The following is a 23,412-nucleotide window of genomic DNA, read 5'->3' on the forward strand; positions in this document are numbered from 1 at the left end:
TCCCCGTTCAGCCGGCCGAGCCCTCGGGCTCCTGCTCGTCGTCGAGCGCCGAGGCCATCTGGTCCGCGACGGGCTGCTCGCCAGCGCGACCGCCCTGGCGGATGCCATCGACGACCCCGGCGCGGTCGGCGCGGGTGCGGTTCTGGCTGAGCTTCGCCTTGCCCTCGACACGGGACACCGTGAGCTCAACACCCACGATGCCGCGCAGCTGGCCGTCGACGAAGGAGCCGGGGGCGTCCGACACCTGCCAGGGCGCGTCGCGGCCACGCTCGTGCTCGTCGGTCAGCTCCTCCACCGCCATACGCAGCCATGCCGGGTCGTCGTGCACGCGCGCCAGGCCAGACAGGTGCACCGCGCTGTAGTTCCACGTGGGCACGACCTTGCCGTGCTCCGCCTTCGCGGCATACCAGGTCGGCGAGACGTAGGCGTCGGGGCCGGTGACGATGACGAGCGCCGGGGTCCCGGACCCGATCTCGCGCCAGTGGGGGTTGGCCCTGGCGAGGTGGGCGATCACGGTGCCACCGCGCCAGATCACGGGAAGGTAGGTGGCCAAGGGGGCAGCTTGGCCGCCGTTCGTCACCCACCACCCTGCGCGCACCTCGGCGACGAAGGCGCGCAGCGCGTCCTCGTCGTCGGCACGGTTGAACGGCGGTGTGTACACGATCCGAACGCTATGCCCTCGTAGCATCGGCGCGTGACCACGCCCTCGTTCGGCCTCAGCCAGGACCACCTCGACCTGCGCGACTGGGTGCACGCCTTCGCTCGCGACGTGGTCCGGCCCGCCGCCGTCGAGTGGGACGAGCGCGAGGAGTTCCCCTGGCCCGTGGTCGAGGAGGCAGCCAAGATCGGGCTCTACTCGCTCGACTTCTTCGCCACCCAGAGCTTCGACGAGACCGGGCTCGGCATCCCGGTCGCGATGGAGGAGCTCTTCTGGGGGGACGCCGGCATCGGTCTCTCCATCGTCGGTACGGCGCTGGCTGCCGCGGCGGTCAGCTCCAACGGCACCCCGGAGCAGGTCGGAGAGTGGGTGCCGCAGATGTTCGGCGAGCCGGGCGACCTCAAGCTCGCCGCGTTCTGCTCATCCGAGCCCGACGCCGGCTCCGACGTGGGGGCGATGCGGACCCGCGCGACCTACGACGAGGCCAGCGACGAGTGGGTGCTCAACGGCACCAAGACGTGGGCCACGAACGGCGGGCTGGCCGACGTCCACGTCGTCACCTGTGTCGTGGAGCCGGAGCTCCGCACCCGTGGCCAAGCCAGCTTCGTGGTGCCACCCGGGACCCCCGGGCTCAGCCAGGGACAGAAGTTCCTCAAGCACGGGATCCGCGCCTCGCACACCGCCGAGGTGGTGCTCGACAACGTGCGCGTGCCGGGCCGCTGCCTGCTGGGAGGCAAGGAGAAGCTGGACGCGCGGCTCGCGAAGGCCCGCGAGGGCGCGCGGTCGAAGGGCCAGCCCTCGATGGCGACCTTCGAGCGGACCCGCCCGGCCGTGGGTGCCCAGGCGATCGGGATCGCGCGCGCGGCATACGAGGTGGCCCTGGACTATGCGAAGACCCGCGAGCAGTTCGGCAAGCCGATCATCGAGAACCAGGCGATCGCCTTCACCCTGGCGGACATGGCGACCTCGATCGAGGCATCGCGGCTGCTGGTGTGGCGGGCGGCGTGGATGGCCAGCACCGGCAAGACCTTCACGTCTGCTGAGGGGTCGATGTCCAAGCTCCATGCCGGTGAGAGCGCCGTGAGGGTGACCGGCCAGGCGATGCAGATCCTGGGTGGCAACGGCTACACCCGCGACTACCCCGTCGAGCGGCTGGCGCGCGACGCCCGGATCTACACGATCTTCGAGGGCACCTCCGAGATCCAGCGCCTGGTCATCGCCCGGGCGATCTCGGGTGCGCCCATCCGCTGAGCGGCCGACCATCGGGCCGGACCAGACCAGTGCGTGGACATCGACCGACCTGGGCGTGTCATGGAGTGAGATGAGGGTTCGCTGACTGCTGGCCGTACCCTTGCGGGTGTGACAGGGAGCAGTCGCCGGTTGGCCGGGGAGATCGGGCGCTATCTCGCCGTCGGACTGGGCGCGACGATCGTCTCGGTCGTGCTGTTCAACTTCCTCGTGCACGGGCTCAACACCGCCGACTGGGCCCCGCTCAACGACCACCCGATCACGGGCTACGTCCTCGCCAACCTCGTTGGTACGGCGGTGGCCTACCGCGGCACCAGGTCGTGGGCCTTCCGCCACCGCACCACCAGCCACCCCGACGGCGGTCGGACCGCGTTCGTGCTGATCAGCCTGGTGACCATGCTGATCCCGATGGCGTGCCTGTGGGTCAGCCGCAATCTGCTCGGCCTCGACGACCCGTTCTCCGACAACATCTCGGCCAACCTGATCGGGCTGGCCCTCGGCAACGCAGCCCGCTTCGTGCTCACGCGCCAGTTCGTCTTCGCCCACCACCGCGAGGGGGAGCCGGCGAGCCACGTGTGAGTCAGGGGCGCCGCCACAGGTGAGTCCACTGGTGACCGAGACCGATCACCAGCTCACGCAGCGCCGGCAGGCTGACTCCCACGACGTTGTGGTGGTCCCCGTCGATCCGGGTGACGAAGGCACCACCGAAGCCGTCGATCGTGAAGGCCCCGGCCACGTGCAGCGGCTCGCCCGTCGCGACGTAGGCATCGATCTCCGCGTCGCTCACGTCGGCGAAGTCGACGGTGGTGGAGACGAGCCGGACGGCCTCCCGGCTGGCGGCGACGTCGATCAGGCAGTGTCCGCTGTGCAGCACCCCGCTGCGCCCCCGCATCCGCTGCCAGCGGCGCCGCGCCTCGTCGGGGGTGCCCGGCTTGCCGAGCGCCTCGCCGTCGAGCTCGAGCACCGAGTCGCAGCCCAGCACGAGGGCATCACGTGGTAGGTCGTCGCGGGCGGCCACGGCTCGACACTTCAGCTCGGCCAGCCGCAGCGCCAGCTCGGCAGGCGCGAGCCCGTCGAGCGCGGACTCGTCGACCCCGCTGACGATCACCAGGGGATCGAGCCCGGCGCCGGTGAGGGTGGCGAGACGGGCCGGTGAGGCGGAGGCGAGGACGAACTCCATGGCGCTGACCCTAGGGCGCCTCGCCTCGGCGCGATGAGCGTGGGCGGTCGTGGTCATCAGTTGACGGCAGCTGCCCACAGTCGGGTCGTCCACAGCCGGCCGGCTCGGGGTGTACGGCGCCGCCGACCCGAGCAGGATCCGCGCATGCCCCGGACCCGCACCTGCCGGCTCGAGCCGCTCGCCCTTGCGCGGCTGATGGCGCGACAGGAGGGGGTGATCAGCCGCTCCCAGGTCCTCGAGCTCGGCGGTGACGACGTGGACATCCGTCGAAAGATTCGCCGCCGTGAGTGGGCTCCGGTGCATCCGGGCGTCTACGTCGCCCACACGGGGCCGCTGACCCGCGCCCAGCGCATGTGGGCAGCGGTCCTCCTCCACTGGCCGGCGGCGGTCCACCGGGAGTCAGCCCTGGAGCTCCACGGCCTGAAGCAGGACCGCCGTCGCAGCCGCACCGAGGAGCCGGTCAGGCTGGCGATCGATGCTGCTCGCCGTACGCCCGCGACCGTCCCCGGCATCGAGGTCGAGCGGCTCCGCGACGCCCGGTCCTGGCTGACCCCGCACCACTGGCCGCCCCGCGTCCAGGTCGAGCTCGCCCTGCTCAAGGTGGCCTCCGGACGCGACCTCGCGGGGGCGATCGCCGTGCTCGCGGACGGGTGCCAGCAGCGACGCACCGACGTCACGAGGCTGCTGCTCGCGGTGGAACGGCTCCCGACGCTGCCCGGTCGGGCCGCGCTGGTGGAGGTGCTCCACGACGTGTCGAGCGGCGCCCACTCGGTGCTGGAGACGCGCTACCTGCGACACGTGGAGCGGGCGCACGGACTGCCCGTTGCCCAGCGGCAGGTCCGGGAGGGGGCGGGGGGTCGCGTGGCGATCCGCGACGGGAAGTATGCCGCGCAGGGGGTGGTGGTCGAGCTCGACGGCCGCTTCGGCCACTCCGACGCGCTCGACCGCTGGGCCGACCTCGACCGGGACCTCGCGGCGGCGGAGCAGTCGCTGGTGACCATCAGGCTGGGGTGGGCGCAGGTGCTCGGACCGTGCCGTGTCGCCGCGTCGGTGGCGGTCATCCTCCAGGCTCGCGGGTGGTCCGGTGCTCCGCGCCCCTGTGGTCCCGACTGTGCGGTGCGAGACCGTGGGCAGTCCTAGTCAACAGTTGACTGCGACCGCCCACAGCTGGCCGTCAGAGCCGGGCGAGTGCGGCGCGGAGGGGGTCGAGGCCGAGCGAGCCCAGGTCGAGGGCGGCGCGGTGGAAGGCCTTGAGGTCGAACGACTCGCCGTGGCGTCGCTGGACGTCCGCGCGTGCGTCGAGCCAGATGCGTTCGCCGAGCTTGTATGACGGCGCCTGACCGGGCAGTCCGAGATAGCGCTTGACCTCGAACTGGATGACCTCGTCGTCCATCCGGCAGTGCAGCCGCATGAACTCCAGCCCGAGCTCGGGGGTCCAGGTCTCACCCGGGTGGAACGCGGCACCACCGGCTCCCAGCGTGTTGTCGGCCGGGATCTCGAGCTCGAGGTGCATGCCGATGTCGACGATCACGCGGGCGGCCCGCATCGACTGGCCGTCGAGCATTCCGAGCTTGTCGGCCGGGTCGGCGAGGTGGCCCAGGTCGTCCATCAGCCGCTCGGCATACAGCGCCCAACCCTCGCCGTGCCCGCTGGTCCAGCACATCAGGCGTTGCCAGCGGTTGAGGCTCTCCTTGCGATAGGCGGTCTGTCCCACCTGCAGGTGGTGGCCCGGCACGCCCTCGTGAAAGACGGTGGTCACCTCGCGCCACGGGTGGAAGTCCTCGATGCCGTCGGGCACCGACCACCACATGCGGCCCGGGCGGGTGAAGTCCTCGGACGGGCCGGTGTAGTAGATCCCGCCGTCGTTGGTGGGCGCGAGCAGGCATTCGATGCGGCGGACCGGCTCGGGGATGTCGAAGTGGACGTCGGCCAGGTCGGCGATGGTCCGGTCGGCCAGCTGCTGCATCCAGTCGCGGAAGGCCTCGCGGCCCCTGATCACCCGGCTCTCGTCGGCCTCGAGGTGGGCAACGGCCTCGTCGACGCCCGCTCCGGGCAGGATCGCCTCGGCGGTCTCGGACATCAGGTCGTTGATCCGCTGCAGCTCGGCCCAGCCCCAGGCGTAGGCCTCGTCGAGGTCGACCTCGGCGCCGAGGAAGTAGCGGCTGGCCAGCTGGTAGTGCTCCCGGCCCACGGCCTGCCGCTCGCGTCCCTGCGGCTCGAGCTCGTCGGACAGGAACAACCCGAAGCCAGCGAAGGCGCGGCTGGCCGCCCTGGCGAGCGAGCGCAGCTCGTCCTTGTCGTCGCTCACCAGCCGGTCGACCAGTCCGGCGAAGAAGTCGCCGCCGTCGCCGACCTCGCCTGTCCAGCGGCGGACCTGCTCGGCCACCTCGGCATACTGCCGCGACGCGGCGACGTTGCCCTTGCGCGCCTCGTCCGACAGCGTCACCCGCAGCCCCTCCACGGCAGCGGGCACGGCCGCCAGCCTGGCGCGGATGTCGGCGACGGCCTCCGGACCGTCGGTGGGCATGAGGTCGAAGACCTCCCGCACCTCGTGCAGGCCGCTCCACAGGACCGACATCCGGGAGCGGCTCAGACCGGCCTCCTCCAGCTCCAGCTCCAGCCGGTTGCGCTCGAGGAACGAGTCACGGGCGGCGGCCTCGCGGTCGTCGACCGGCGTCGCCGCCTCGACGGCCTCGACGGCGGCCCGGACGAGCGCGATCCGTGCGTCGTAGCCGGCCGGCGAGAGGTCCGTCAGCCGATCGTCGTGGCCAGCCACCCCCATGCCGGTGGCGGCGATGGGGTCGAGGGCTGCGTAGTCCTCGACGAACTGGTCACACAGGGCATCGATGGTCCGGGTGGTCACGGGGGCCACCCTGCCATCGCGGGCCCGCGGGTGCGAAGGGGTTTGTCAGCGGGGGAGGCCGCTGGTGCGCCAGCCGCCGGGGCCGTGCGCGACGGGCGTCCGCACGAGACGGGCCGGCTGCGACCACGCGGGCGTACGCCGACGCCTGACCCCACCGCCGCCCGACCCGATCGAGGCGAACACCGCGACGAGCGCAGCGATCTCCTCGGGGGTCGCGTCGGCGTTGACGATGCGGAGGAGGGGCGCGCCCTGCGCGTCGCTGCTGGGGCTGCTCGGCTCGGTCATCAGAGCGGGATGTTCCCGTGCTTCTTCGCCGGCAGGGTCTCGCGCTTGGAGCGCAGCAGCCGCAGCGAGCGCACGATCTCGGCGCGGGTCTCGTGGGGGGCGATGACCGCGTCGATGTAGCCGCGCTCGGCCGCGACGTAGGGGTTGGCCAGGGTGTCGTCGTATTCCTGGACCAGCTCGGCCCGACGCTCCTCGACGTTGCCCGCCTCGGTCGCCTCGGCGATCTCGTTGCGATAGAGGATGTTGACCGCGCCCTGAGCACCCATGACCGCGATCTGGGCGGTCGGCCAGGCGACGTTGATGTCGGCGCCGAGGTGCTTGGACCCCATGACGTCGTAGGCGCCGCCGTAGGCCTTGCGGGTGATGACCGTGACGAGCGGGACGGTGGCCTCGGCGTAGGCGTAGATGAGCTTGGCGCCGCGACGGATGATGCCGCTGTACTCCTGGTCGGTGCCGGGCAGGAAGCCAGGCACGTCGACGAAGGTCAGGACGGGGACGTTGAAGGCGTCACAGGTGCGGACGAAGCGCGCAGCCTTCTCGCTCGCGTCGATGTCGAGCGTGCCGGCGAACTGCATCGGCTGGTTGGCCACGATCCCGACCGGGCGGCCCTCGACCCGGCCGTAGCCGATGATGATGTTGGGCGCGAAGAGCGGCTGGACCTCGAGGAACTCCTCGTCGTCGAGCACCGCCTCGATCACGGTGTGCATGTCGTAGGGCTGGTTGGCGCCGTCCGGGATGAGGGTGTCGAGCGCCTTGTCGGTGTCGCTGAGGCCGAGGTCGATGTCCTCGTCATAGACCTGCGGCTCGTCGAGGTTGTTCTGCGGCAGGTAGGACAGCAGCGCCTTGACGTATTCGATCGCGTCCTCCTCGTCGGAGGCCATGTAGTGGGCGTTGCCCGACTTGGTGTTGTGCGTCCGGGCGCCGCCCAGCTCCTCGATCGTGACGTCCTCGCCGGTGACGGTCTTGATCACGTCGGGGCCGGTGATGAACATCGCCGAGGTCTGGTCGACCATGATCGTGAAGTCGGTGACCGCGGGGGAGTAGACGTGCCCACCGGCGCAGTTGCCCATGATCATGCTGATCTGCGGGATCACGCCGGAGGCGTGCACGTTGCGGCGGAAGATCTCGCCATACAGGCCGAGGGAGACGACGCCCTCCTGGATGCGGGCTCCGGCGCCCTCGTTGATGCCGATGATCGGGCAGCCGGTCTTGATCGCGAGGTCCATCACCTTGGTGATCTTCTCGCCATAGACCTCGCCGAGCGAGCCGCCGAAGACGGTGAAGTCCTGGGAGAAGACGCAGACCTGCCGGCCGTCCACGGTGCCGTAGCCGGTGACCACGCCGTCGCCGTAGGGGCGCTTCTTGTCCAGGCCGAACGCCACGGAACGGTGTCGGGCGAGCTCGTCGAGCTCGACGAACGACCCCTCGTCGAAGAGCATCTCGATCCGCTCGCGGGCAGTCTTGCGACCCTTCGCGTGCTGCTTCTCGATCGCCTTGGCCGACCCGGCGTGCACGGCCTCGTCGAGGCGACGCTCGAGGTCGGCGAGCTTGCCCGCGGTCGTGTGGATGTCGATGTCCGCCGGGACGTCCGTGCCCTCGCCGGGCTGAACCTGTGCGCTCACTGGAGTTCCTCCATCTCGTCTGCGTCGGTCAATCTAGTGCCCATGACCTCCACGCCCTCACCTCGCCCAGCCCTCGATCCCGTCCGCCTCGCCGTTCCGCACGGCTGGCGGGTGGAGATCACCGAGGCCACGCCCTCGACCAACGCCGCCGTCGCCGACCGGGCCCGGGCCGGCGAGCCCGACGGCCTCGTCGTCGTCACCGAGCACCAGACATCCGGGCGCGGCCGCCTGGACCGCGTGTGGGAGACCCCGCCGCGGACCTCGCTGACGTTGTCCGTGCTGCTGCGCCCCGACGCGCCTGCTGCGGACTGGCCGTGGCTGTCGCTGCTCACCGGCTATGCCGTCCAGGCCGCGCTCGCCGACCGGCTGCCCGAGATCGCCCTGAAGTGGCCCAACGACGTGCTGGTCGAGGAACGCAAGATCGCCGGGATCCTGGTCGAGCGGATCGACACCCCGACCGGCCCGGCCGCGGTGGTGGGCATCGGGATCAACGTCTCCCAGTCCATCGATGAGCTGCCGGTCGCGCTGGCCACGTCGGTCGAGCTGGAGACGGGCGAGCCCGTGGACCGGACCGACCTGCTCGGGACGGTCCTGGGCTCTCTGCACGGCCTCCAGGGACTCATCGGTGACACAGCGGCACTGCGCTCGGCGTATGCCGACGTGTGCTCCACCATCGGACGGCAGGTCGAGGTCCACCTGCCCGGCGACCAGGTCCGTCGGGGCGAGGTGCTCGACGTGGACGACCGCGGTGCACTGGTGGTGGCCGGTCCCGAGGGCACCTTCACCGTGGGTGCCGGCGACGTCGTTCACGTGCGTCCCCAGCAGTGACATGATCGGGCCCGTGGCACTACGGAGCAGGCATCGTCATGGCGCGTGAGCGTCGTCGTCCGACCTCGTCGGCCGCAGACGAGCCGGGGTCGGTCCCCGAGCGCCTCGACCAGGCGGTCCTGCGGGAGCAGCCGACCCTGACGGCGCTCGACGTCGCCGCCGAGACCGGCGTGACGATCGACCAGGTGCGCCGGTTGTGGCGAGCCCTGGGGTTCCCCGAGATGGCGACCGAGCGGGCGTTCGGGGAGTCGGACGCCACCGCCGTCTCGACCCTCATGACACTCGTCGACTCCGGGGTGATCGAGTTCGACATGGCCGTCAACATGACGCGGGGGATCGGGCAGACGATGTCGCGCCTGGCCGACTGGGAGGTCGCGACGCTCGCCGGCAGGGTGGAGGAGCTGGAGGCCGGTGAGGACGCGACCGGCTCGCGGGTCGGGTCTGCGTTGCGGCTGATCGAGGAGATGAGCGGACCCTTCGAGGAGATGCTGGTCTATGCGTGGCGGCGACACCTCGCGGCAGCGGTGGCGCGGATGGAGGCCATGGGCGCTGAGCGCGAGGACCTCCACACCGTCGACGTGACGGTCGGCTTCGCCGACCTGGTGTCCTTCACCGCGTTGTCCAACCAGATCGACCGGGACGAGCTCGGCGACCTCGTGGAGAAGTTCGAGGCGCGGTGCCACGACGTGGTCTCGGTCCACGGTGGCCGGATCATCAAGAGCCTGGGTGACTCGGTGCTGTTCGTGATCAGTGATCCGACCGCGGCGATCGCGGTCGCCGAGGGGATCATCAACGTCATTGGCCGGGACGCGCGGATGCCCGACGTCCGGGTCGGTCTCGCCTCGGGTGCGGTGGTCCCGCGGCTCGGCGACGTGTTCGGCCCGCCGGTGAACATGGCGGCGCGGTTGACGACCGTGGCTCGGCGAAACCGGCTCATCATCGACCAGACGACCGCCGACCTCCTGCCGTCCGACGAGTTCGAGTGGCGTCGGCTCCCCGCCAGGCCGGTGCGCGGGTTCGGCCTCGTCGAGCCGGTGGCCGTCCGCCGGCGCTGAGAGGTCGACTGGACTGGACCAGTGCAGCGAAGTTCGCACGATCGGTCGTCACGGCCGCCCGGGATCCCTACGTTGTGCTCGTGCTGTCTGTTCAGGATGTTGTCTTGGACCCGCAGGCACGACGGGCGTGGCGGGGGGATCGAGAGCTGGAGCTCTCACGCAAGGAGTTCGATCTCCTCCGGGTGCTCATGGTGCGTGCGGGTGCCATCGTGTCGCGCTCCGAGCTGATGCTCGAGGTCTGGGAGACCACCTTCTGGTCGTCCTCCAAGACCATCGACGTCCACCTGGGTTGGTTGCGGCGCAAGCTCGGGGACGATCCGCGCTGCCCCGTGCTGATCACGACGGTGCGTGGAGTCGGCCTGCGGTTCGAGGCGGACTCGACCGCAGCCACCGGCTCGACGCGGTAGCCGCCGAGGGGTCGCCCTGGCATAGGGTGCCGTGCGTGTCCGAGCGTGCCCCCACCCTTGCCGTGATCGGTGGCGGACAGCTCGCCCGGATGATGGCGCAGCCCGCGATCGCGCTGGGACTGCCGCTGCGACTGCTCGCCGAGGCGCCGGGTGTCTCCGCAGCCCAGGTGATCCCCGACCAGCTGGTGGGCGACTACACCGACCTGGCCACGCTGCGCGCGGTGACCCGCGACTGCCCGGTGGTCACCTTCGACCACGAACACGTGCCGACCGAGCACCTCCATGCGCTGGCGGCCGACGGCATCGCCGTACGCCCCGGGCCGGACGCCCTCGTGCACGCGCAGGACAAGGCCGTGATGCGGCGCCGGCTGGCCGAGCTCGACGTGCCGTGCCCCCGCAACGCGGTCGTCGCCGACCTGGCCGACGTCGAGGCCTTCGGGCTTCCGTGCGTGCTCAAGACGACCCGAGGCGGCTATGACGGCAAGGGGGTCTGGATCATCCGAGACCTCGACGCCGCGAGCGCGGCGTTCGAGGCGGCCGCCGCAGCCGGGGTCCAGATCCTGGCCGAGGAGCTCGTCGACTTCCGCCGCGAGCTGTCGGCCCTGGTCGCTCGGTCACCGTCTGGCCAGGCAGCGGCCTATCCGGTGGTCGCCTCGACCCAGCTGGACGGCATCTGTCACGAGGTCGTGGCGCCGGCTCCGGACCTCTCGCCCGCCCTGGCCGGCGAGGCGCAGCAGATCGCCCTGCGCGTCGCGGGTGCGCTCGACGTCACGGGCATCCTCGCCGTCGAGCTCTTCGAGACCGTCGACGGCCGGATCCTGGTCAACGAGCTGGCGATGCGCCCCCACAACACCGGCCACTGGAGCCAGGACGGCGCCGTGACGTCCCAGTTCGAGAATCATCTCCGCGCCGTCATGGACCTCCCGTTGGGCTCACCCGCCCCGCGGGCTCGCTGGACGGTGATGGTGAACATCCTGGGCGGGCCCACCGACAGCGGCCGCCTCTATGACGGCTTCCCCCACGCGATGGCCCGCGACCCCGGGCTGCGGGTGCACCTCTACGGCAAGGACCTGCGACCGGGCCGCAAGGTCGGCCACGTCAACGCCTACGGTGACGACCTCGACGACTGTCTCGAGCGCGCGCGGCACGCCGCCGCGTGGTTCCGGGGCGACCTCGGCAACGAAAGTGAGTGACGGCACGTGAGTGAGCAGGCGACGCCCCGGGTGGGGATCGTGATGGGTTCGGACTCCGACTGGCCGGTGATGCAGGCCGCCGGCGAGGTGCTCGACGAGTTCGGCATCACCTGGGAGGCCGACGTCCAGTCGGCGCACCGCATGCCCCAGCAGATGCTCGACTACGGCAAGCAGGCGCACGAGCGCGGACTGCGGGTCCTCATCGCCGGCGCCGGTGGCGCTGCGGCGCTGCCCGGCATGCTGGCGTCGGTCACCCCGCTCCCGGTGATCGGCGTGCCCGTGCCCCTGAAGTATCTCGACGGGCTCGACTCGCTCCTGTCGATCGTGCAGATGCCGGCCGGGATCCCCGTGGCCACGGTCGCGATCGGCAACGCCCGCAACGCAGGCATCCTGGCCGCACGCATCCTGGGCACGTCCGACGAGGCGCTGCGACAGCGGCTGGTCGAGTTCGAGGCCGCACTGGTGGAGACGGCACGTGCCAAGGGGCAGGTGGTCCGCGACTCCTCGACCGGCACGCGGCGTACGGGCTTCTAGATCAGTCGTTGACCCGCCCGCGCAGCGCCTTGGTCTGACCACGCTCCTTCTTCGCGCGCAGCCGCCGCTCCTTCGATCCCCGGGTCGGCCGGGTGGGCCTGCGCGGGGGCGGTGGTGGAGCCAGGGCGGAGCGGAGCAGGTCGGCCAGCCGCTCGCGTGCGGCGGTGCGGTTGCGGTGCTGGGATCGGTGCTCGGAGGCGCTGATCACGATCACACCGCCGGGCCAGCGCTTGAGGGCGCGGGCACGCTGGGCCGTGGACAGGCAGGACAGGGACCGGAGGTCGAGCTCCAGCTCGACCCGGCTGTCACTGGTGTTGACCGACTGGCCGCCAGGGCCGGGGGAGCGGGAGAACCGCTCGACGAGGCTGGAGTCGGGGATCTCCAGCCCCTCGGGGAGCCCGGGGCCGGGCGAGACCTTCACGCGCTCCGCTTGCGCCACTCGATGGCGGGGCAGGTGTCCATCACCATCGGCACGCCCGCGGCGCGGGTCCGCTGGAAGGCATCCTCGTCGATCACCCCGAGCTGGAACCACACGGACTTGGCGCCCACCTCGACGGCCTGGTCGGCGAACTCACCGGCCGACTCCGAGCGCCGGAACACATCGACGACGTCGATCGGGAACGGCACCTCGGACAGGCTGGCATAGCCCTGCTCGCCAAGGACGGTCGGCGCGGACGGGTGGATGGGGACGATCCGCTTCCCCCGTGACTGGAGGAGGCTCGCGATCGAGAACGCGGTCCTGCCGGGGTCGCCCGACAGCCCGACGATCGCCCACGTGTCGAGGTCGTCGAGCATCAGGTCGACCGCTGCTGGGTCCTGCCAGTCGGCGCTCACTCGGCGACCGGCTCGAGGACGAAGACCGGGATCTCGCGGTCGGTCGCCTTGGCGTACTCGGCGTATTGCGGGAAGGCCTCCACGGCTCGCTCCCACCACTGCGCGCGCTCGTCGCCGGTGACCTCCCGTGCACGATAGGGCAGCGGCGTCGGACCGTCCTGCAGGTCGACGACCGGGTTGGCCTTGAAGTTGGCATACCAGGACGGGTTGTCGGTGTCGCCGCCCTTGGAGGCGACGGCGACGTAGACGCCGTCGTGCTCGATCCGCATGACCGGGTTCTTGCGCAGCAGGCCCGACTTCGCGCCGCGTGAGGTGATCACCACGATCGGACGCCCCATCACCTTGATGTCGGCGGTGCCGCCGGAGGCCTCGTACTCCTCGACGTGGTTGCGCACCCATTCGCTGGGGCTGGGCTCGTAGGTTCCCTGAAGTGTCATGGGACCACTGTCCTCCGCGCTCGCGCGCCGATCAACCGGGCCGCCTGGGCGCCCCCGGCGACGGTGGCAGCACGTGACGGTCCCACCTAGGCTCGGGCCCATGACCACGCGATGGGGCATCGCCGGCACCGGGTCGATGGCCGCGGCGATCCTCCCCGACTTCGCGCTTGCCGACGGGGCGGAGGTCGTGAGGATCGGCAGCCGGACGCCCGATCGGGCCCGCGAGTTCGCCGCGCCATACGAGATCGCGGACGTCGGCACCATCGACGACCTGCTGCGCTCGGACGTCGACGTCGTCTACGTCGCCACCCCGCACGCCCAGCACCACGCGTTGGCGATGGCGGCCATCGAGGCCGGCAAGGCCGTCGTGGTGGAGAAGGCCTTCACCGCGTCCTTGGCCCACACCCGCGAGGTGGTCGAGCTCGCTCGCTCGCGAGGGGTCTTCTGCATGGAGGCGATGTGGACTCGCTTCCAGCCGGCCGTGGTCGAGGCCAGGCGGCTCGTCGCGGAGGGAGCGATCGGCGATCCGTTCGCCCTCCAGGCCGACCTCGGTGCGTATCGGGCCTACGACCCGGCGTCGCGGCTGTTCGCGATCGAGCTCGGCGGCGGCGCGACCCTGGACCTCGGGGTCTACCCGATCTCCATGGCCCAGCACTTCCTCGGCACCCCCGACAAGGTCGTCGCCAGCGGGAGCCTCTACCCCAACGGGGCTGACGCCAGCGCCGTTGTCACGCTGCACTACGCCGACGGGCGCGCCGCGTCCCTGGTCTTCGCGCTGTCCACCGAGTCGCCCGGCCGCGCGGTGCTGTGGGGCACCGGGGGCTCGATCGAGATCGCCCCGCGCTTCCACCACCCGACCCAGCTGGTCGTGCGTCGCAACGGCGGAGGCGCGGAGATGCTCGAGTGCCCGGTGCGTGGCCGCGGCTACGTCCACGAGATCGACGAGGTCACGCGCTGCCTGACCGCGGGTCTCACCGAGTCACCCACGATGCCGCTCGCCGACACCCTCGACGTGCAGTGGGTGATGGAGGAGACACTGACCCAGCTCGGCACCACGCGTGTGGACAGCGGGTCGTCGGAGAAACCACGATGCGTCACCGGGGTTACCCACGAGTAGGATCAGCGCCATGAGCGACTTCTACTCCCTGCCCGAGGAGCACCAGGCGATCCGCGAAGCGGTGCGCGCGATCTGCGACGCGAAGGTCGCACCTCATGCGGCAGCGGTGGACGAGGAGGCCCGCTATCCGCAGGAAGCGGCTGACGCCCTGCTGGCCGCAGACTTCCACGCCCCCCACGTGCCCGAGCAGTACGGCGGCGCAGGTGCCGACGCCCTCGCCACCGTCATCGTGATCGAGGAGGTGGCTCGTGCGTGCGTGAGCTCGAGCCTGATCCCGGCGGTCAACAAGCTCGGCTCGCTGCCGGTGCAGATCGCTGGGTCCGAGGAGCTCAAGACCAAGTATCTCGGCGCGCTGGCACGCGGTGAGGGTGGCTTCTCCTACTGCCTCTCCGAGCCGGACGCCGGCTCGGACGCCGGTGGCATGAAGACCCGTGCCGTGCGCGACGGCGACGACTGGGTGCTGGACGGCGTCAAGCGCTGGATCACCAATGCCGGCGAGTCGGAGTTCTACACCGTCATGGCCGTGACCGACCCCGAGAAGAAGACCCGGGGCGGGATCTCTGCCTTCGTGGTGGAGAAGTCGGACGAGGGCGTCTCCTTCGGCGCGCCGGAGAAGAAGCTGGGCATCAAGGGCTCGCCGACGCGCGAGGTCTATCTCGACAAGGTCAGGATCAGTGACGACCGGCGCATCGGCGAGGTCGGCAGTGGTTTCGCGACCGCGATGCAGACTCTCGACCACACCCGCGTCACGATCGCGGCCCAGGCTGTGGGGGTCGCGCAGGGCGCGCTGGACTATGCGTTGGGCTATGCCAAGGAGCGCCAGCAGTTCGGGAAGTCGATCGCCGACTTCCAGGGCCTGCAGTTCATGCTGGCCGACATGGGCATGAAGGTCGAGGCCGCGCGCCAGATGACCTATGCCGCCGCCGGCCGGTCCGAGCGCGGCGACAAGGACCTGACCTTCTTCGGCGCGGCCGCCAAGTGCTTCGCCTCCGACGTCGCGATGGAGGTGACCGTCAACGCCGTGCAGGTGCTCGGTGGCTACGGCTACACCCGCGACTACCCCGTCGAGCGGATGATGCGCGACGCCAAGATCACCCAGATCTACGAGGGCACCAACCAGGTCCAGCGGATCGTGATGGCGCGTCAGCTGCTGGCCGGGGTCCAGTCACAAATCTGATCTTCACCGTCGCCGCATGCATCACACCCGGAGGGGTACGGGGTGGCCATGACTGCGATCCCCCACCGACGTCGCGCCCTCCGCGTCACGACTGCCCACGAGTCCGAGCTGGCCACCGCCGGGCTGGCGGTGATGCTGGCGCCGTACGCGCACCGCATCGAGCTGCTCGCATCTCCCGGGGGCCAGCCGGCGTCTGGGGCCGACGTGACCCTGCACGACACCTTCGCAGGCGCCGAAGCCCCTCCTGTCGCCAATGCGCCCGTCGTGGTCCACGACGGTCAGCTGGTCACCTGGACGTGGAACGCGCGGCCCGACCTGGTCGAGATGGCCCTCGGCAACGGAGCGAGCGGCGTGCTGTCCAAGCAGCTGCCCGCAGCCCGGTTGGTGGCCGCCCTCGAGTCGATCCACCACGGTCGGCCTGTGGTGGACCTCGGTGACGAGCGTCGCCCTGCCAGCGCTCCCCGCATGGTGGAAGCGTTGACTCCCCGGGAGGCGCAGGTGATCGCGATGATCACCCAGGGTTATGACAACCAGTCCATCGCCGAGCAGGGGTGCATCAGCATCAACTCGGTGAAGTCCTACATCCGCAGCGCCTATCGCAAGATGGGGGTCACCTCGCGCACGCAAGCAGTGCTGTGGGGTGTACGCCGCGGCTATCTCGCCCAGCCGGCCCGCGCCGAGGCTGCCGGTCTGACTGCCTAGTCCCGGTCAGCGACAGCCGTGACCGCGTCCGCCGTGCCAGGCGTGCGCGCGTGCACGACCGGGCCGGGCGAGGAAGAGCCAGGCCGCCCCGACGAGCACGAGCCAGGGCGCCTCGAGGACCACGGCGAACGCGACGACGACCGCGACGAGCAGGAGCGGAGAGACGCCCGGACCGCGACGTCGCGGGGTCCGAGTCGTTCGGGCGGGCGAGGCGGAGACAGGCCGCGGGAGGTCCCAGAACAGCTGTTCCAGGTCGGCGGCCGTGCGCGCTGACCAGATGGCATCCAACCGCTCGTCGTACTCCTCGTGGTCGAGACGGCCCGCGGCGTAGTGCTCCCCGAGGAGTCCCGTCGCAGTCTCCCGCTCAGCGTTGCCGATGCGAGGGTCCATCACAGGTCTCCGTCGTCGATCTCCGCGTCACGTTCCTTGGGCCGGGCGCCGTCCGCCAAGATCCCGTACAGCGCCTTGCGGGTGTCGACAAGGACGCCGATCGCGGCTTGACGCTGCAGGTCCGAGCCCTGCGTCACGATCTGCCACACGGCGCTCATCATCTGCCCGATCTCGGACTTGAGGTCGCCGGAGGTGCCGGTCGTGGCCCGCGCGGTGGCGCGTGCGAAGGGAGCCCAGATCGCCTCCAGCTCGCGCGAGTTGTCGGCGACGTACGCCGTGCCGTCGTCGGTGAGCCTCAGTGTCTTGCGGCCCCGATCGTCGTCAGCCTCGACGAGCCCCTCGTCCTGGAGCTGCTGGATCGTGGGATAGACCGACCCGGGGCTCGGACGCCACGCGCCCTCGCTGCGCTCGGCGATCTGCTGGATCACCTGGTAGCCGTTCAAGGGCTCCTCGCGTTGAGCGGCGCCACCGAGGACCGACAGGATCGCCAGGCGGACGTCACCGCGCCGGGCCCGCGGCCCCGGGCCCTCGCTGGTCGCGCCAGGGACTGCCCACCCGATCAGGCCCTGCACCCACGGCGGCGGGCCGCCGGGCCCTCCGCCACCGTGACGGCGCCCACGCTGGCCGCCCTCCCAGCCCGCCCAGCTGCTCTGCCAGTTGCCATGCTGCTGGAAGCGTTGCTCCCACGGGGTGTTGTTGCGTCCCATGCCGGTCTCCTGAAGGTTCGGTCGACATATCGTCGAACTATTGCGATATATCGCGATAGTAGGCACGAAGCCACGGCCGGATCAAGAGGTCATCCGGGGGACTCGACCCCGAGGAGCGGTCTAGAAGATCCGTGGCAGCTGCGAGGCGCGGCCGGTGAAGGAGGGCGAGCGCTTCTCGCGCATCGCGGCGACACCTTCCTTGCCGTCGTTGATCGACGTGTAGTGCATCGCGATCGACTCGGCGACGTGGGCGTCCAGCGGGTGTGGTGCGGCCGTCCCGGCATGGATCAGCTGCTTGGTCAGGGCGAGTGCTGCCGATGAGCGGCCGACCACGAAGGATCGGGCCAGCTCGAGGGCTGCCGGCACCAGTTCCTCGGGCTCATGGACCGAACGCACCAGCCGGCCCTCGAGGGCGGCCTCGGGCGTGAGGATGTCAGCCGAGTAGAGCCACTCCAGCGCTTGCTGGGTGCCGACGATCCGCGGCAGGAACCACGTCGAGCACGCCTCCGGAACGATGCCGAGGCGCCCGAAGACGAAACCGATACGGGCCTTGGTCGACGCCAGTCGAAGGTCCATCGCGACCGTCATCGTGGCGCCGACGCCGACGGCGGCGCCGTTGATCGCAGCGATGACCGGCTTGGGGCAGGCGTGGATCGCGAGCGCGACCTTGCCGCCGGTGTCGCGCACCCCGGACTGGTAGGGCTCCTCGGCCAGGTGGCGACGCAGTTCCTCTGGGGCCGGGGAGAGTGACTCGTCGAGGCCGAAGACGTTGCCGTCCGCCGAGAGGTCCATCCCGGCGCAGAACGCCCGGCCCGCACCGGTCACGACGATCGCCCTGATCGCGTCGTCGTGTGCGGCGTAGTGGAAGAAGCTCTCGAGCTCGTAGGCCATCGTCACCGAGAAGGCGTTCAGTGCTTCGGGCCGCGACAGGGTCAGCAGGGTCACGCCGTCGGCGTCGGTCTCGACGACCAGCGTCTCGAAGTTCACTTGGGCAGGCCGCTAGGGGTGCACAGGCGGTCGGGGATCGAGGCGGTGTCGTCGTCCCGGATGAGGGCGAAGAGGGCCTCGGACCGCTCCTCGTCCCAGTTGACGGCCGTGTCCCTGATCGGGACGCCGCACGTCAACCCGTTCTCCCCGTCGACGCGCGTCATGGCAAACGCGAACCGACCCAGCGAGATCGGGCTCGTGCCCTCGCTGACCGAGAACGACTCTGCGGATGAACTGCTCAACCGGAAGTAGCGGACCGGGTTGACGAACGTCCAGGGTGACAGTGCCTTGCTGCCGATGGCCGAGACGACCTCGCGCTGGGCGCGGGCCCGGTCGATGTCGCCGAGCTGGGAGTAGGTCTTGCGCGATCGGGCATAGCCGAGCGCCGTCTGGCCATCGGCCTCCTGGCAGCCCTTAGGTACGTCGAGGTTGGCCAAGGGGTCCTCCATGGCCGCCTTGGGGCAGATCTCCACCCCGCCGACGGCGTCGACCATGCCGACGAAGCCGCCGAAGCCCACTTCGATGTAGTCGTCGATGCGGATCCCGGTCTCGTTCTCCAAGGTCTTGATCAGAAGCTTGGCGCCGCCGAAGGCGTAGGCCGCGTTGACCTTGGTGGTGCCGTGTTCAGGGATCTCGACGATCGAGTCGCGGGGAATGGACATCAGCAGGTTGGGCCCGGAACCGGTGTGGAGCAGCATGATCGTGTCGGTGCGCTGACCCACCGCCCCGCCGGTGCCGAGCTGCTTGCGCTCGGCTTGCGAGAGGTCGTCGCGAGAGTCGGAGCCGACAATGAGGTAGGTGTTGCCGGGCTGGTCGCCGGGGCGCTCCCCGGGGGGCATCGCGTCCACTTTGTCGACCTTCGACCATGCCCACAGCGGCACGGCCACCATGAAGACCACCCACGCGAGCAGCACCAGCTTGATGATGCCGAAGCGGAACCGCGGCAACCGCCGCGACCGTGACCTCGCGGGGGAGCCGCTGGGGGTGCGCTCGGAGCCGGCCGCTGCTGGCTACGCGGTCGGCGCGGCGACGAGGGAGCTGCGGGCTGGGCGGGCATGACCCGCGTCTCCTCGGGGCCGTTCTGGGTCGGCACCATCCGGGTGGCGTCGTCGGAGGAGGATCCGCCCGAGCCGTAGAGCCAGTTGTATTCCGGGGTTCCCTCGTCGGGGCCGCCCGGCCCCTTGGGACGATCTGCCATGGCCGTGACGCTACCGTGCGGCCATGAGTGCAGCGCTCACCCCGCGTCCGGTGTCCTTCTCCCGGGTCTCGCTCGCGATCGCGGTCGGATCGGCGCACGCCAACATCCTCGGCAACGTCCACGGTGGCGAGATCATGAAGCTGGCCGACTCCACGGCAGGGGCCGTGGCCTTCCGGCACAGCGACGGCCCCGCGGTCACGGCGGCGATGGACGAGATGAGCTTCCTGCGCCCGGTGCACGTCGGTGACATCGTCAAGACCTACGCGCAGGTCAACTGGGCGGGTCGTTCCTCCATGGAGATCGGGGTCCGGGTCGAGGCGCAGCCGTTCGGCAACGCCACCGACGAGCCGGTCCACGTCGCGAGTGCCTATTTCGTCTTCGTCGCCGTGGACGACGACGGTTCGTCACGGCAGGTGCCGGAGCTGATCACCGAGACACCCACCGAGGTCCGCCGAGAGCGGGAGGCCCAGATCCGGCGCGCTCACCGGCTCGCGCGCAAGATGGAGATCGACCAGGGGCGCGAATAGCGGCGCGTCGCACCAGCGTGTGACGGGTGTGACTGGTGATACTGGTCGGGCTGACTTCCCCCAGCAAGAGAGGCACCCCCGATGCCGCCCAGCTCGACACCAGGGCTCCCGCCCGGGTCGCCGGTCACGAGGTTCACCACCCTCGACCGCGCCCAACGAGTTCGCTTCCGTCGCGCCGTCGCGCTGATGGTCATGACCGTGCTCGTCCCGGGTTCGGCACAGCTGGTGGCGGGCAACCGCCGGGTCGGCCGGATCGCGATGCGCGTCTGGATCGGTCTGCTCGTTCTCACCCTCGTCTCGATGGGGGTCTCCTGGTTCTTCCACGGCTTCGCGTTCTGGGCGGTGTCCAACACGGCGCTGCTCGGGCTGCTTCGCCTGCTGCTGATGGCCCTGGCCGTCGGTTGGGCCCTGCTGTTCCTGGACGCGTGGCGACTGGGACAGCCGATGGGACTGCACCAGCGGCAGCGCCTGGCCGTGGTGGGGGTCAACGGCCTGCTGTGCTTCTCGGTCGCAGGCACGCTGCTGTTCGGCGCCCACATGGTGGGGGTGCAACGCCAGTTCATGATCACGATGTTCGGGGACGGTGAGGTCGTCGGGGCCTCCGACGGCCGGTTCAACGTGTTGCTCCTCGGCGGCGACTCCGGGGCTGGGCGCTGGGGCCTGCGGCCCGACTCCCTGACGGTCGCCAGCATCGACGCCCGGACCGGGAAGACAGTCCTCGTCGGGCTGCCGCGCAACATGGCCAACTTCCCGTTCGCCGAGGGGTCGGTCATGGCCAAGAAGTTCCCGAACGGCTTCAACTGCCCCGACTGCTATCTCAACGGGGTCTCGACCTGGGCCCAGGACCACCCTGAGCTGTTCAAGGGGTCCAAGACCCCGGGCGTCGACGCCACCGAGATGGCGGTCGAGGGCATCACGGGGCTGGAGATCAACTACTGGTCCATGGTCAACCTCGCCGGCTTCCGCAGTCTCGTGGACGCGGTCGGTGGCGTCACCCTGACCGTCCGCGACCCGATCCCGGTCGGCCTGCCGCACGACGACTTCTATCGCTTCATCGAGCCGGGCACCCGCAAGCTCAACGGCATGGACACCTTGTGGTTCGCCCGCGCGCGCGACGGCTCGGACGACTATTCGCGGATGGCGCGCCAGAAGTGCGTCATGAACGCGATGCTGCAGCAGATCAGCCCCCAGGATGCGTTGAGCAACTTCTCCGAGATAGCCGCCGCCTCGTCCGAGATGATCTCGACCAACGTCCCCCAGAGCGAGGTCGACACCTTCCTCGACCTGGCGGTCAAGGCCAAGTCGCAGAAGATCGGCACCGTCAGCCTGGTGCCCCCCAAGGTCGTGACCGCCGACCCGGACATCGACGTGGTCCACTCCATGGTGGCTGCGGCGATCGACCGCGCCGAGGGCGAGAAGCCGACCAGCGTCCTGGCAACCCAGGCGCCGGCCGAGCCGGAAGGTGACGGCTCGCCGACGCCCGATCCAACGCCGACCAGCGAGCCCGTCCCGCCGCCGTCGGTCACAGGCGGCTCGATCGGATCGCTCAAGGAGGGCTACGCCGCCAACCAGGCCGACGACCTGGGATCGGCCTGCTGATCACCCGGTGCCGGTCGTGGACCTAGGGTGGGCGCCGTGACCCACGGCCACGACGGACGCCCCGACCGCCGCACGATCGCGGTCGTGGTGACCTTCAACCGTCTTCCGCTGCTGCAGCGACTGCTCGAACGGCTCGGCGAGGTGGCCGGGATCCACGAGGTGCTGGTCCTCGACAACGCCTCCACCGACGGCACCGGCGCCTGGCTCGCAGCGACCCCGACGACGGGGGAGACCCCGTTGCTGGCTCGCACCCTCGATCAGAACCGGGGTGGCGCAGGCGGGTTCCACGACGGACTCGCCTGGGCTATCGACCGGGGTGCCGACCTCGTGTGGCTGATGGACGACGACGGGTTGCCGGAGCATGACTGCCTCCAGCTCCTGCTGGCCCACGACTACGACTTCTGGGGACCGCTGGTGGTGGACGAGGCCGATCCCGACCGGCTGGTCTTCCCGATCAGGCTGCCCGGCCGGGCCAAGGTCGTCCAGAGCCTCCAGCAGGCCCGGGACCGGTCGGTCGAGGGAGTGCTCCGCGACATCGTCATCCCCTTCAACGGCGTGCTGGTCACAGCCGAGCTCGTCGACCGGATCGGTCTGCCCCGCGAGGAGTTCTTCATCTGGGGCGACGACGTCGAATATCTCTGGCGGGCGCGTGAGGCCGGGGCGCGAGTCGCGACGGTCACCGACGCGGTGGTGCTGCACCCGAGCGTCGGGGAGCTCGGCAAGCCGATGATGTGGGGCCGCACCACCTACAACCACAGCCCCAGCGACCTCAAGCACTACTGCATGGCCCGCAACAACCTGGTCAACCTGCGCGACTACCGGGGTCCGCTCCACGCCCTGGCCTTCGTGGTCAAGACGCTGTGGTTCTACAGCATCACGCGCCCCAGCCTCGCCCGGCTGCGCCTCAGCGCCAGGGCGATGGCCGACGGCCTGGCGGGGGAGTTCGACGGGCACGAGAGGTTCCTGGCATGAGCGGTCCGGAGCTGAGTGAGACGGTCGCGGTGGTCATCGTGACCTTCAACCGGGCAGACCTGCTGGCCCGCATGCTCGACGGCCTCGCGGCCCAGACCCACCCGCCCGACGCCGTCATCGTGGTCGACAACCACAGCACCGACCACACGCGCGAGGTGCTCTCGGCGCGAACCGACCTGGCCCTCCACGTCACGACCACCGAGAGCAACCTCGGAGGAGCGGGCGGATTCCACGTGGGGATGCGGGCGGCGTACGACGCTGGGTGGGACCGCATCTGGTTGATGGACGACGACGTGGTGCCCGACCCCACCTGCCTGGCTGTGCTGATGGCCACCGACGAGGCGTGCCTGATGGCGGTCCGCGAGGACCTCGAGGGGGCCTGGTCGAGAAGGCCGCGGTGCGCTTCGACCTGGCCAACCCGCTGGCGATCCGGCCCAAGACGGCGAGCGTCGACTCGACGTACGCCGCCCGCGAGGACCTGCCCGAGCGGGTCGAGATCGAGAACGTCGCCTTCGAGGGGTTCATGGTTCGCCGCGAGGTGATCTCCCGGATCGGCTTCCCCGACCCCTCCTTCTTCATCTTCTACGACGACGTCGACTTCGCCATCCGCGCGCGGCGTGCCGGCTATCGGATCTGGGCGGTGCGTGACGCCCGCCTGGTGCGTCAGCTCGACTTCAACCAGCAGCACGACCTGGCTGGCTGGAAGGGCTTCTACATGTTCCGCAACCTGTTCGTCGTGCACTTCCGCTACGGCGAGAACGTCCTCGTCCGGCTCAAGCCCTGGCTGATCGCGCTCGTGGTGGTGCTCCTGAGCCCGCTGCGGGGCGGACGGGGGAGGCCTGCAACGTGATCCGTGCCATTGCCTCGGCGCGGGGGATGCGCCACCTGACGA

The 23,412-nt window shown here is 70.4% G+C and carries 27 protein-coding genes and 1 pseudogene; 16 read left to right on the forward strand and 12 right to left on the reverse strand.

Translation table 11 applies throughout. The features are described 5' to 3' along the window. Positions 1–7 precede the first annotated feature (7 nt). Positions 8–661, reverse strand: a complete 654-nt coding sequence (locus G7071_RS09030; protein WP_166317631.1) for an FMN-binding negative transcriptional regulator — start codon at positions 659–661, stop codon at positions 8–10. Between the two features lie 33 nt (positions 662–694). Between G7071_RS09030 and G7071_RS09035 the strand changes: the two genes are divergently transcribed. Both G7071_RS09035 and G7071_RS09040 read left to right on the forward strand, forming a co-directional pair. Beyond that, positions 695–1,909 (forward strand): acyl-CoA dehydrogenase family protein, encoded by a 1,215-nt coding sequence (locus G7071_RS09035; protein ID WP_166317634.1) that lies wholly within the window; start codon positions 695–697, stop codon positions 1,907–1,909. A gap of 108 nt (positions 1,910–2,017) precedes the next feature. Next, the gene (locus G7071_RS09040) at positions 2,018–2,485 is read left to right on the forward strand and encodes a GtrA family protein (protein ID WP_166317637.1); all 468 of its coding nucleotides are present in this window, start codon (positions 2,018–2,020) and stop codon (positions 2,483–2,485) included. Position 2,486: 1 nt separating this feature from the next. Here the strand turns inward: G7071_RS09040 and G7071_RS09045 are convergent, their stop codons facing one another. After that, a complete protein-coding gene (locus G7071_RS09045; protein WP_166317640.1) occupies positions 2,487–3,086 on the reverse strand; it encodes a Maf family protein in 600 nt (199 codons plus the stop codon). Between the two features lie 144 nt (positions 3,087–3,230). Here G7071_RS09045 and G7071_RS09050 point away from each other — a divergent pair, with 144 nt between their 5' ends. After that, a complete protein-coding gene (locus tag G7071_RS09050; protein ID WP_166317643.1) occupies positions 3,231–4,226 on the forward strand; it encodes a type IV toxin-antitoxin system AbiEi family antitoxin domain-containing protein in 996 nt (331 codons plus the stop codon). Between the two features lie 34 nt (positions 4,227–4,260). Here G7071_RS09050 and G7071_RS09055 read toward each other — a convergent pair whose 3' ends face one another. The 3 genes from G7071_RS09055 to G7071_RS09065 are packed head-to-tail and all read right to left on the reverse strand — an operon-like array spanning position 4,261 to position 7,856. Continuing rightward, positions 4,261–5,949, reverse strand: coding sequence for a DUF885 domain-containing protein (locus G7071_RS09055; protein ID WP_246210592.1), 1,689 nt, complete (start codon positions 5,947–5,949; stop codon positions 4,261–4,263). Positions 5,950–5,994: 45 nt separating this feature from the next. After that, on the reverse strand, positions 5,995–6,234 hold the full coding sequence (locus G7071_RS09060; protein WP_166317649.1) for an acyl-CoA carboxylase subunit epsilon: 240 nt from the start codon (positions 6,232–6,234) through the stop codon (positions 5,995–5,997). Continuing rightward, a complete protein-coding gene (locus G7071_RS09065) occupies positions 6,234–7,856 on the reverse strand; it encodes an acyl-CoA carboxylase subunit beta (RefSeq protein ID WP_166317652.1) in 1,623 nt (540 codons plus the stop codon). Before G7071_RS09065 ends, G7071_RS09060 begins: the two co-directional genes overlap by 1 nt. Positions 7,857–7,898: 42 nt before the next feature. Here G7071_RS09065 and G7071_RS09070 point away from each other — a divergent pair, with 42 nt between their 5' ends. From G7071_RS09070 to purE, 5 genes are all read left to right on the forward strand, one after another. Further along, positions 7,899–8,684, forward strand: a complete 786-nt coding sequence (locus G7071_RS09070; protein ID WP_166317655.1) for a biotin--[acetyl-CoA-carboxylase] ligase — start codon at positions 7,899–7,901, stop codon at positions 8,682–8,684. A 38-nt stretch (positions 8,685–8,722) separates the two neighbouring features. Continuing rightward, positions 8,723–9,739, forward strand: coding sequence for an adenylate/guanylate cyclase domain-containing protein (locus G7071_RS09075; protein WP_166317658.1), 1,017 nt, complete (start codon positions 8,723–8,725; stop codon positions 9,737–9,739). 104 nt (positions 9,740–9,843) lie between these two features. Further along, positions 9,844–10,146 carry a winged helix-turn-helix domain-containing protein gene (locus G7071_RS09080; RefSeq protein WP_246210593.1) on the forward strand — a complete coding sequence of 101 codons (303 nt, stop codon included), beginning with the start codon at positions 9,844–9,846 and terminating at the stop codon, positions 10,144–10,146. 35 nt (positions 10,147–10,181) lie between these two features. After that, the gene (locus G7071_RS09085) at positions 10,182–11,339 is read left to right on the forward strand and encodes a 5-(carboxyamino)imidazole ribonucleotide synthase (protein WP_166317667.1); all 1,158 of its coding nucleotides are present in this window, start codon (positions 10,182–10,184) and stop codon (positions 11,337–11,339) included. 42 nt (positions 11,340–11,381) lie between these two features. After that, entirely contained in the window at positions 11,382–11,873 is a 492-nt protein-coding gene (gene purE, locus G7071_RS09090; RefSeq protein WP_166321017.1) for a 5-(carboxyamino)imidazole ribonucleotide mutase, read from the forward strand. Between the two features lies 1 nt (position 11,874). Here purE and arfB read toward each other — a convergent pair whose 3' ends face one another. Genes arfB through G7071_RS09105 form a run of 3 tightly spaced genes read right to left on the reverse strand, consistent with a single transcriptional unit; the run spans position 11,875 to position 13,144 of the window. After that, complete coding sequence (gene arfB, locus G7071_RS09095; RefSeq protein ID WP_166317670.1) at positions 11,875–12,294, reverse strand: alternative ribosome rescue aminoacyl-tRNA hydrolase ArfB; 420 nt, start codon at positions 12,292–12,294, stop codon at positions 11,875–11,877. Beyond that, positions 12,291–12,707 carry a CoA-binding protein gene (locus G7071_RS09100; protein WP_166317673.1) on the reverse strand — a complete coding sequence of 139 codons (417 nt, stop codon included), beginning with the start codon at positions 12,705–12,707 and terminating at the stop codon, positions 12,291–12,293. Before G7071_RS09100 ends, arfB begins: the two co-directional genes overlap by 4 nt. Next, complete coding sequence (locus G7071_RS09105; protein WP_166317675.1) at positions 12,704–13,144, reverse strand: nitroreductase family deazaflavin-dependent oxidoreductase; 441 nt, start codon at positions 13,142–13,144, stop codon at positions 12,704–12,706. Before G7071_RS09105 ends, G7071_RS09100 begins: the two co-directional genes overlap by 4 nt. Positions 13,145–13,244: 100 nt before the next feature. Between G7071_RS09105 and G7071_RS09110 the strand changes: the two genes are divergently transcribed. Genes G7071_RS09110 through G7071_RS09120 form a run of 3 tightly spaced genes read left to right on the forward strand, consistent with a single transcriptional unit; the run spans position 13,245 to position 16,140 of the window. Continuing rightward, positions 13,245–14,261 carry a Gfo/Idh/MocA family protein gene (locus G7071_RS09110; protein ID WP_166317678.1) on the forward strand — a complete coding sequence of 339 codons (1,017 nt, stop codon included), beginning with the start codon at positions 13,245–13,247 and terminating at the stop codon, positions 14,259–14,261. Between the two features lie 10 nt (positions 14,262–14,271). Next, positions 14,272–15,438, forward strand: coding sequence for an acyl-CoA dehydrogenase family protein (locus G7071_RS09115; protein ID WP_166317681.1), 1,167 nt, complete (start codon positions 14,272–14,274; stop codon positions 15,436–15,438). A 48-nt stretch (positions 15,439–15,486) separates the two neighbouring features. Further along, entirely contained in the window at positions 15,487–16,140 is a 654-nt protein-coding gene (locus tag G7071_RS09120) for a helix-turn-helix transcriptional regulator (protein WP_166317684.1), read from the forward strand. A gap of 6 nt (positions 16,141–16,146) precedes the next feature. Here the strand turns inward: G7071_RS09120 and G7071_RS09125 are convergent, their stop codons facing one another. The 4 genes from G7071_RS09125 to G7071_RS09140 form a co-directional block, all read right to left on the reverse strand. Next, the gene (locus tag G7071_RS09125) at positions 16,147–16,530 is read right to left on the reverse strand and encodes a DUF1707 SHOCT-like domain-containing protein (protein WP_166317687.1); all 384 of its coding nucleotides are present in this window, start codon (positions 16,528–16,530) and stop codon (positions 16,147–16,149) included. Next, positions 16,530–17,237, reverse strand: coding sequence for a PadR family transcriptional regulator (locus G7071_RS09130; RefSeq protein ID WP_166317690.1), 708 nt, complete (start codon positions 17,235–17,237; stop codon positions 16,530–16,532). The genes G7071_RS09125 and G7071_RS09130 overlap by 1 nt, the downstream gene beginning before the upstream one ends. A 120-nt stretch (positions 17,238–17,357) precedes the next feature. Further along, the gene (locus G7071_RS09135) at positions 17,358–18,224 is read right to left on the reverse strand and encodes a crotonase/enoyl-CoA hydratase family protein (protein ID WP_166317693.1); all 867 of its coding nucleotides are present in this window, start codon (positions 18,222–18,224) and stop codon (positions 17,358–17,360) included. Further along, complete coding sequence (locus tag G7071_RS09140; RefSeq protein ID WP_166317696.1) at positions 18,221–19,171, reverse strand: LCP family protein; 951 nt, start codon at positions 19,169–19,171, stop codon at positions 18,221–18,223. Before G7071_RS09140 ends, G7071_RS09135 begins: the two co-directional genes overlap by 4 nt. A gap of 274 nt (positions 19,172–19,445) precedes the next feature. Between G7071_RS09140 and G7071_RS09145 the strand changes: the two genes are divergently transcribed. From G7071_RS09145 to G7071_RS19175, 5 genes and pseudogenes are all read left to right on the forward strand, one after another. Next, entirely contained in the window at positions 19,446–19,949 is a 504-nt protein-coding gene (locus G7071_RS09145) for an acyl-CoA thioesterase (protein ID WP_166317699.1), read from the forward strand. 81 nt (positions 19,950–20,030) lie between these two features. After that, positions 20,031–21,548, forward strand: coding sequence for an LCP family protein (locus G7071_RS09150; protein WP_166317702.1), 1,518 nt, complete (start codon positions 20,031–20,033; stop codon positions 21,546–21,548). Positions 21,549–21,584: 36 nt separating this feature from the next. Beyond that, complete coding sequence (locus tag G7071_RS09155; RefSeq protein WP_166317705.1) at positions 21,585–22,520, forward strand: glycosyltransferase family 2 protein; 936 nt, start codon at positions 21,585–21,587, stop codon at positions 22,518–22,520. Positions 22,521–22,591: 71 nt separating this feature from the next. Further along, positions 22,592–22,795, forward strand: a pseudogene (locus tag G7071_RS19170) (glycosyltransferase); the annotation flags it as partial. Positions 22,796–22,917: 122 nt separating this feature from the next. Beyond that, positions 22,918–23,370, forward strand: a complete 453-nt coding sequence (locus G7071_RS19175) for a glycosyltransferase family protein (protein ID WP_246210676.1) — start codon at positions 22,918–22,920, stop codon at positions 23,368–23,370. Positions 23,371–23,412: the final 42 nt, after the last annotated feature.

Source organism: Nocardioides piscis (assembly GCF_011300215.1).
In the GTDB taxonomy this organism is placed as follows: Bacteria; Actinomycetota; Actinomycetes; order Propionibacteriales; family Nocardioidaceae; genus Nocardioides; species Nocardioides piscis.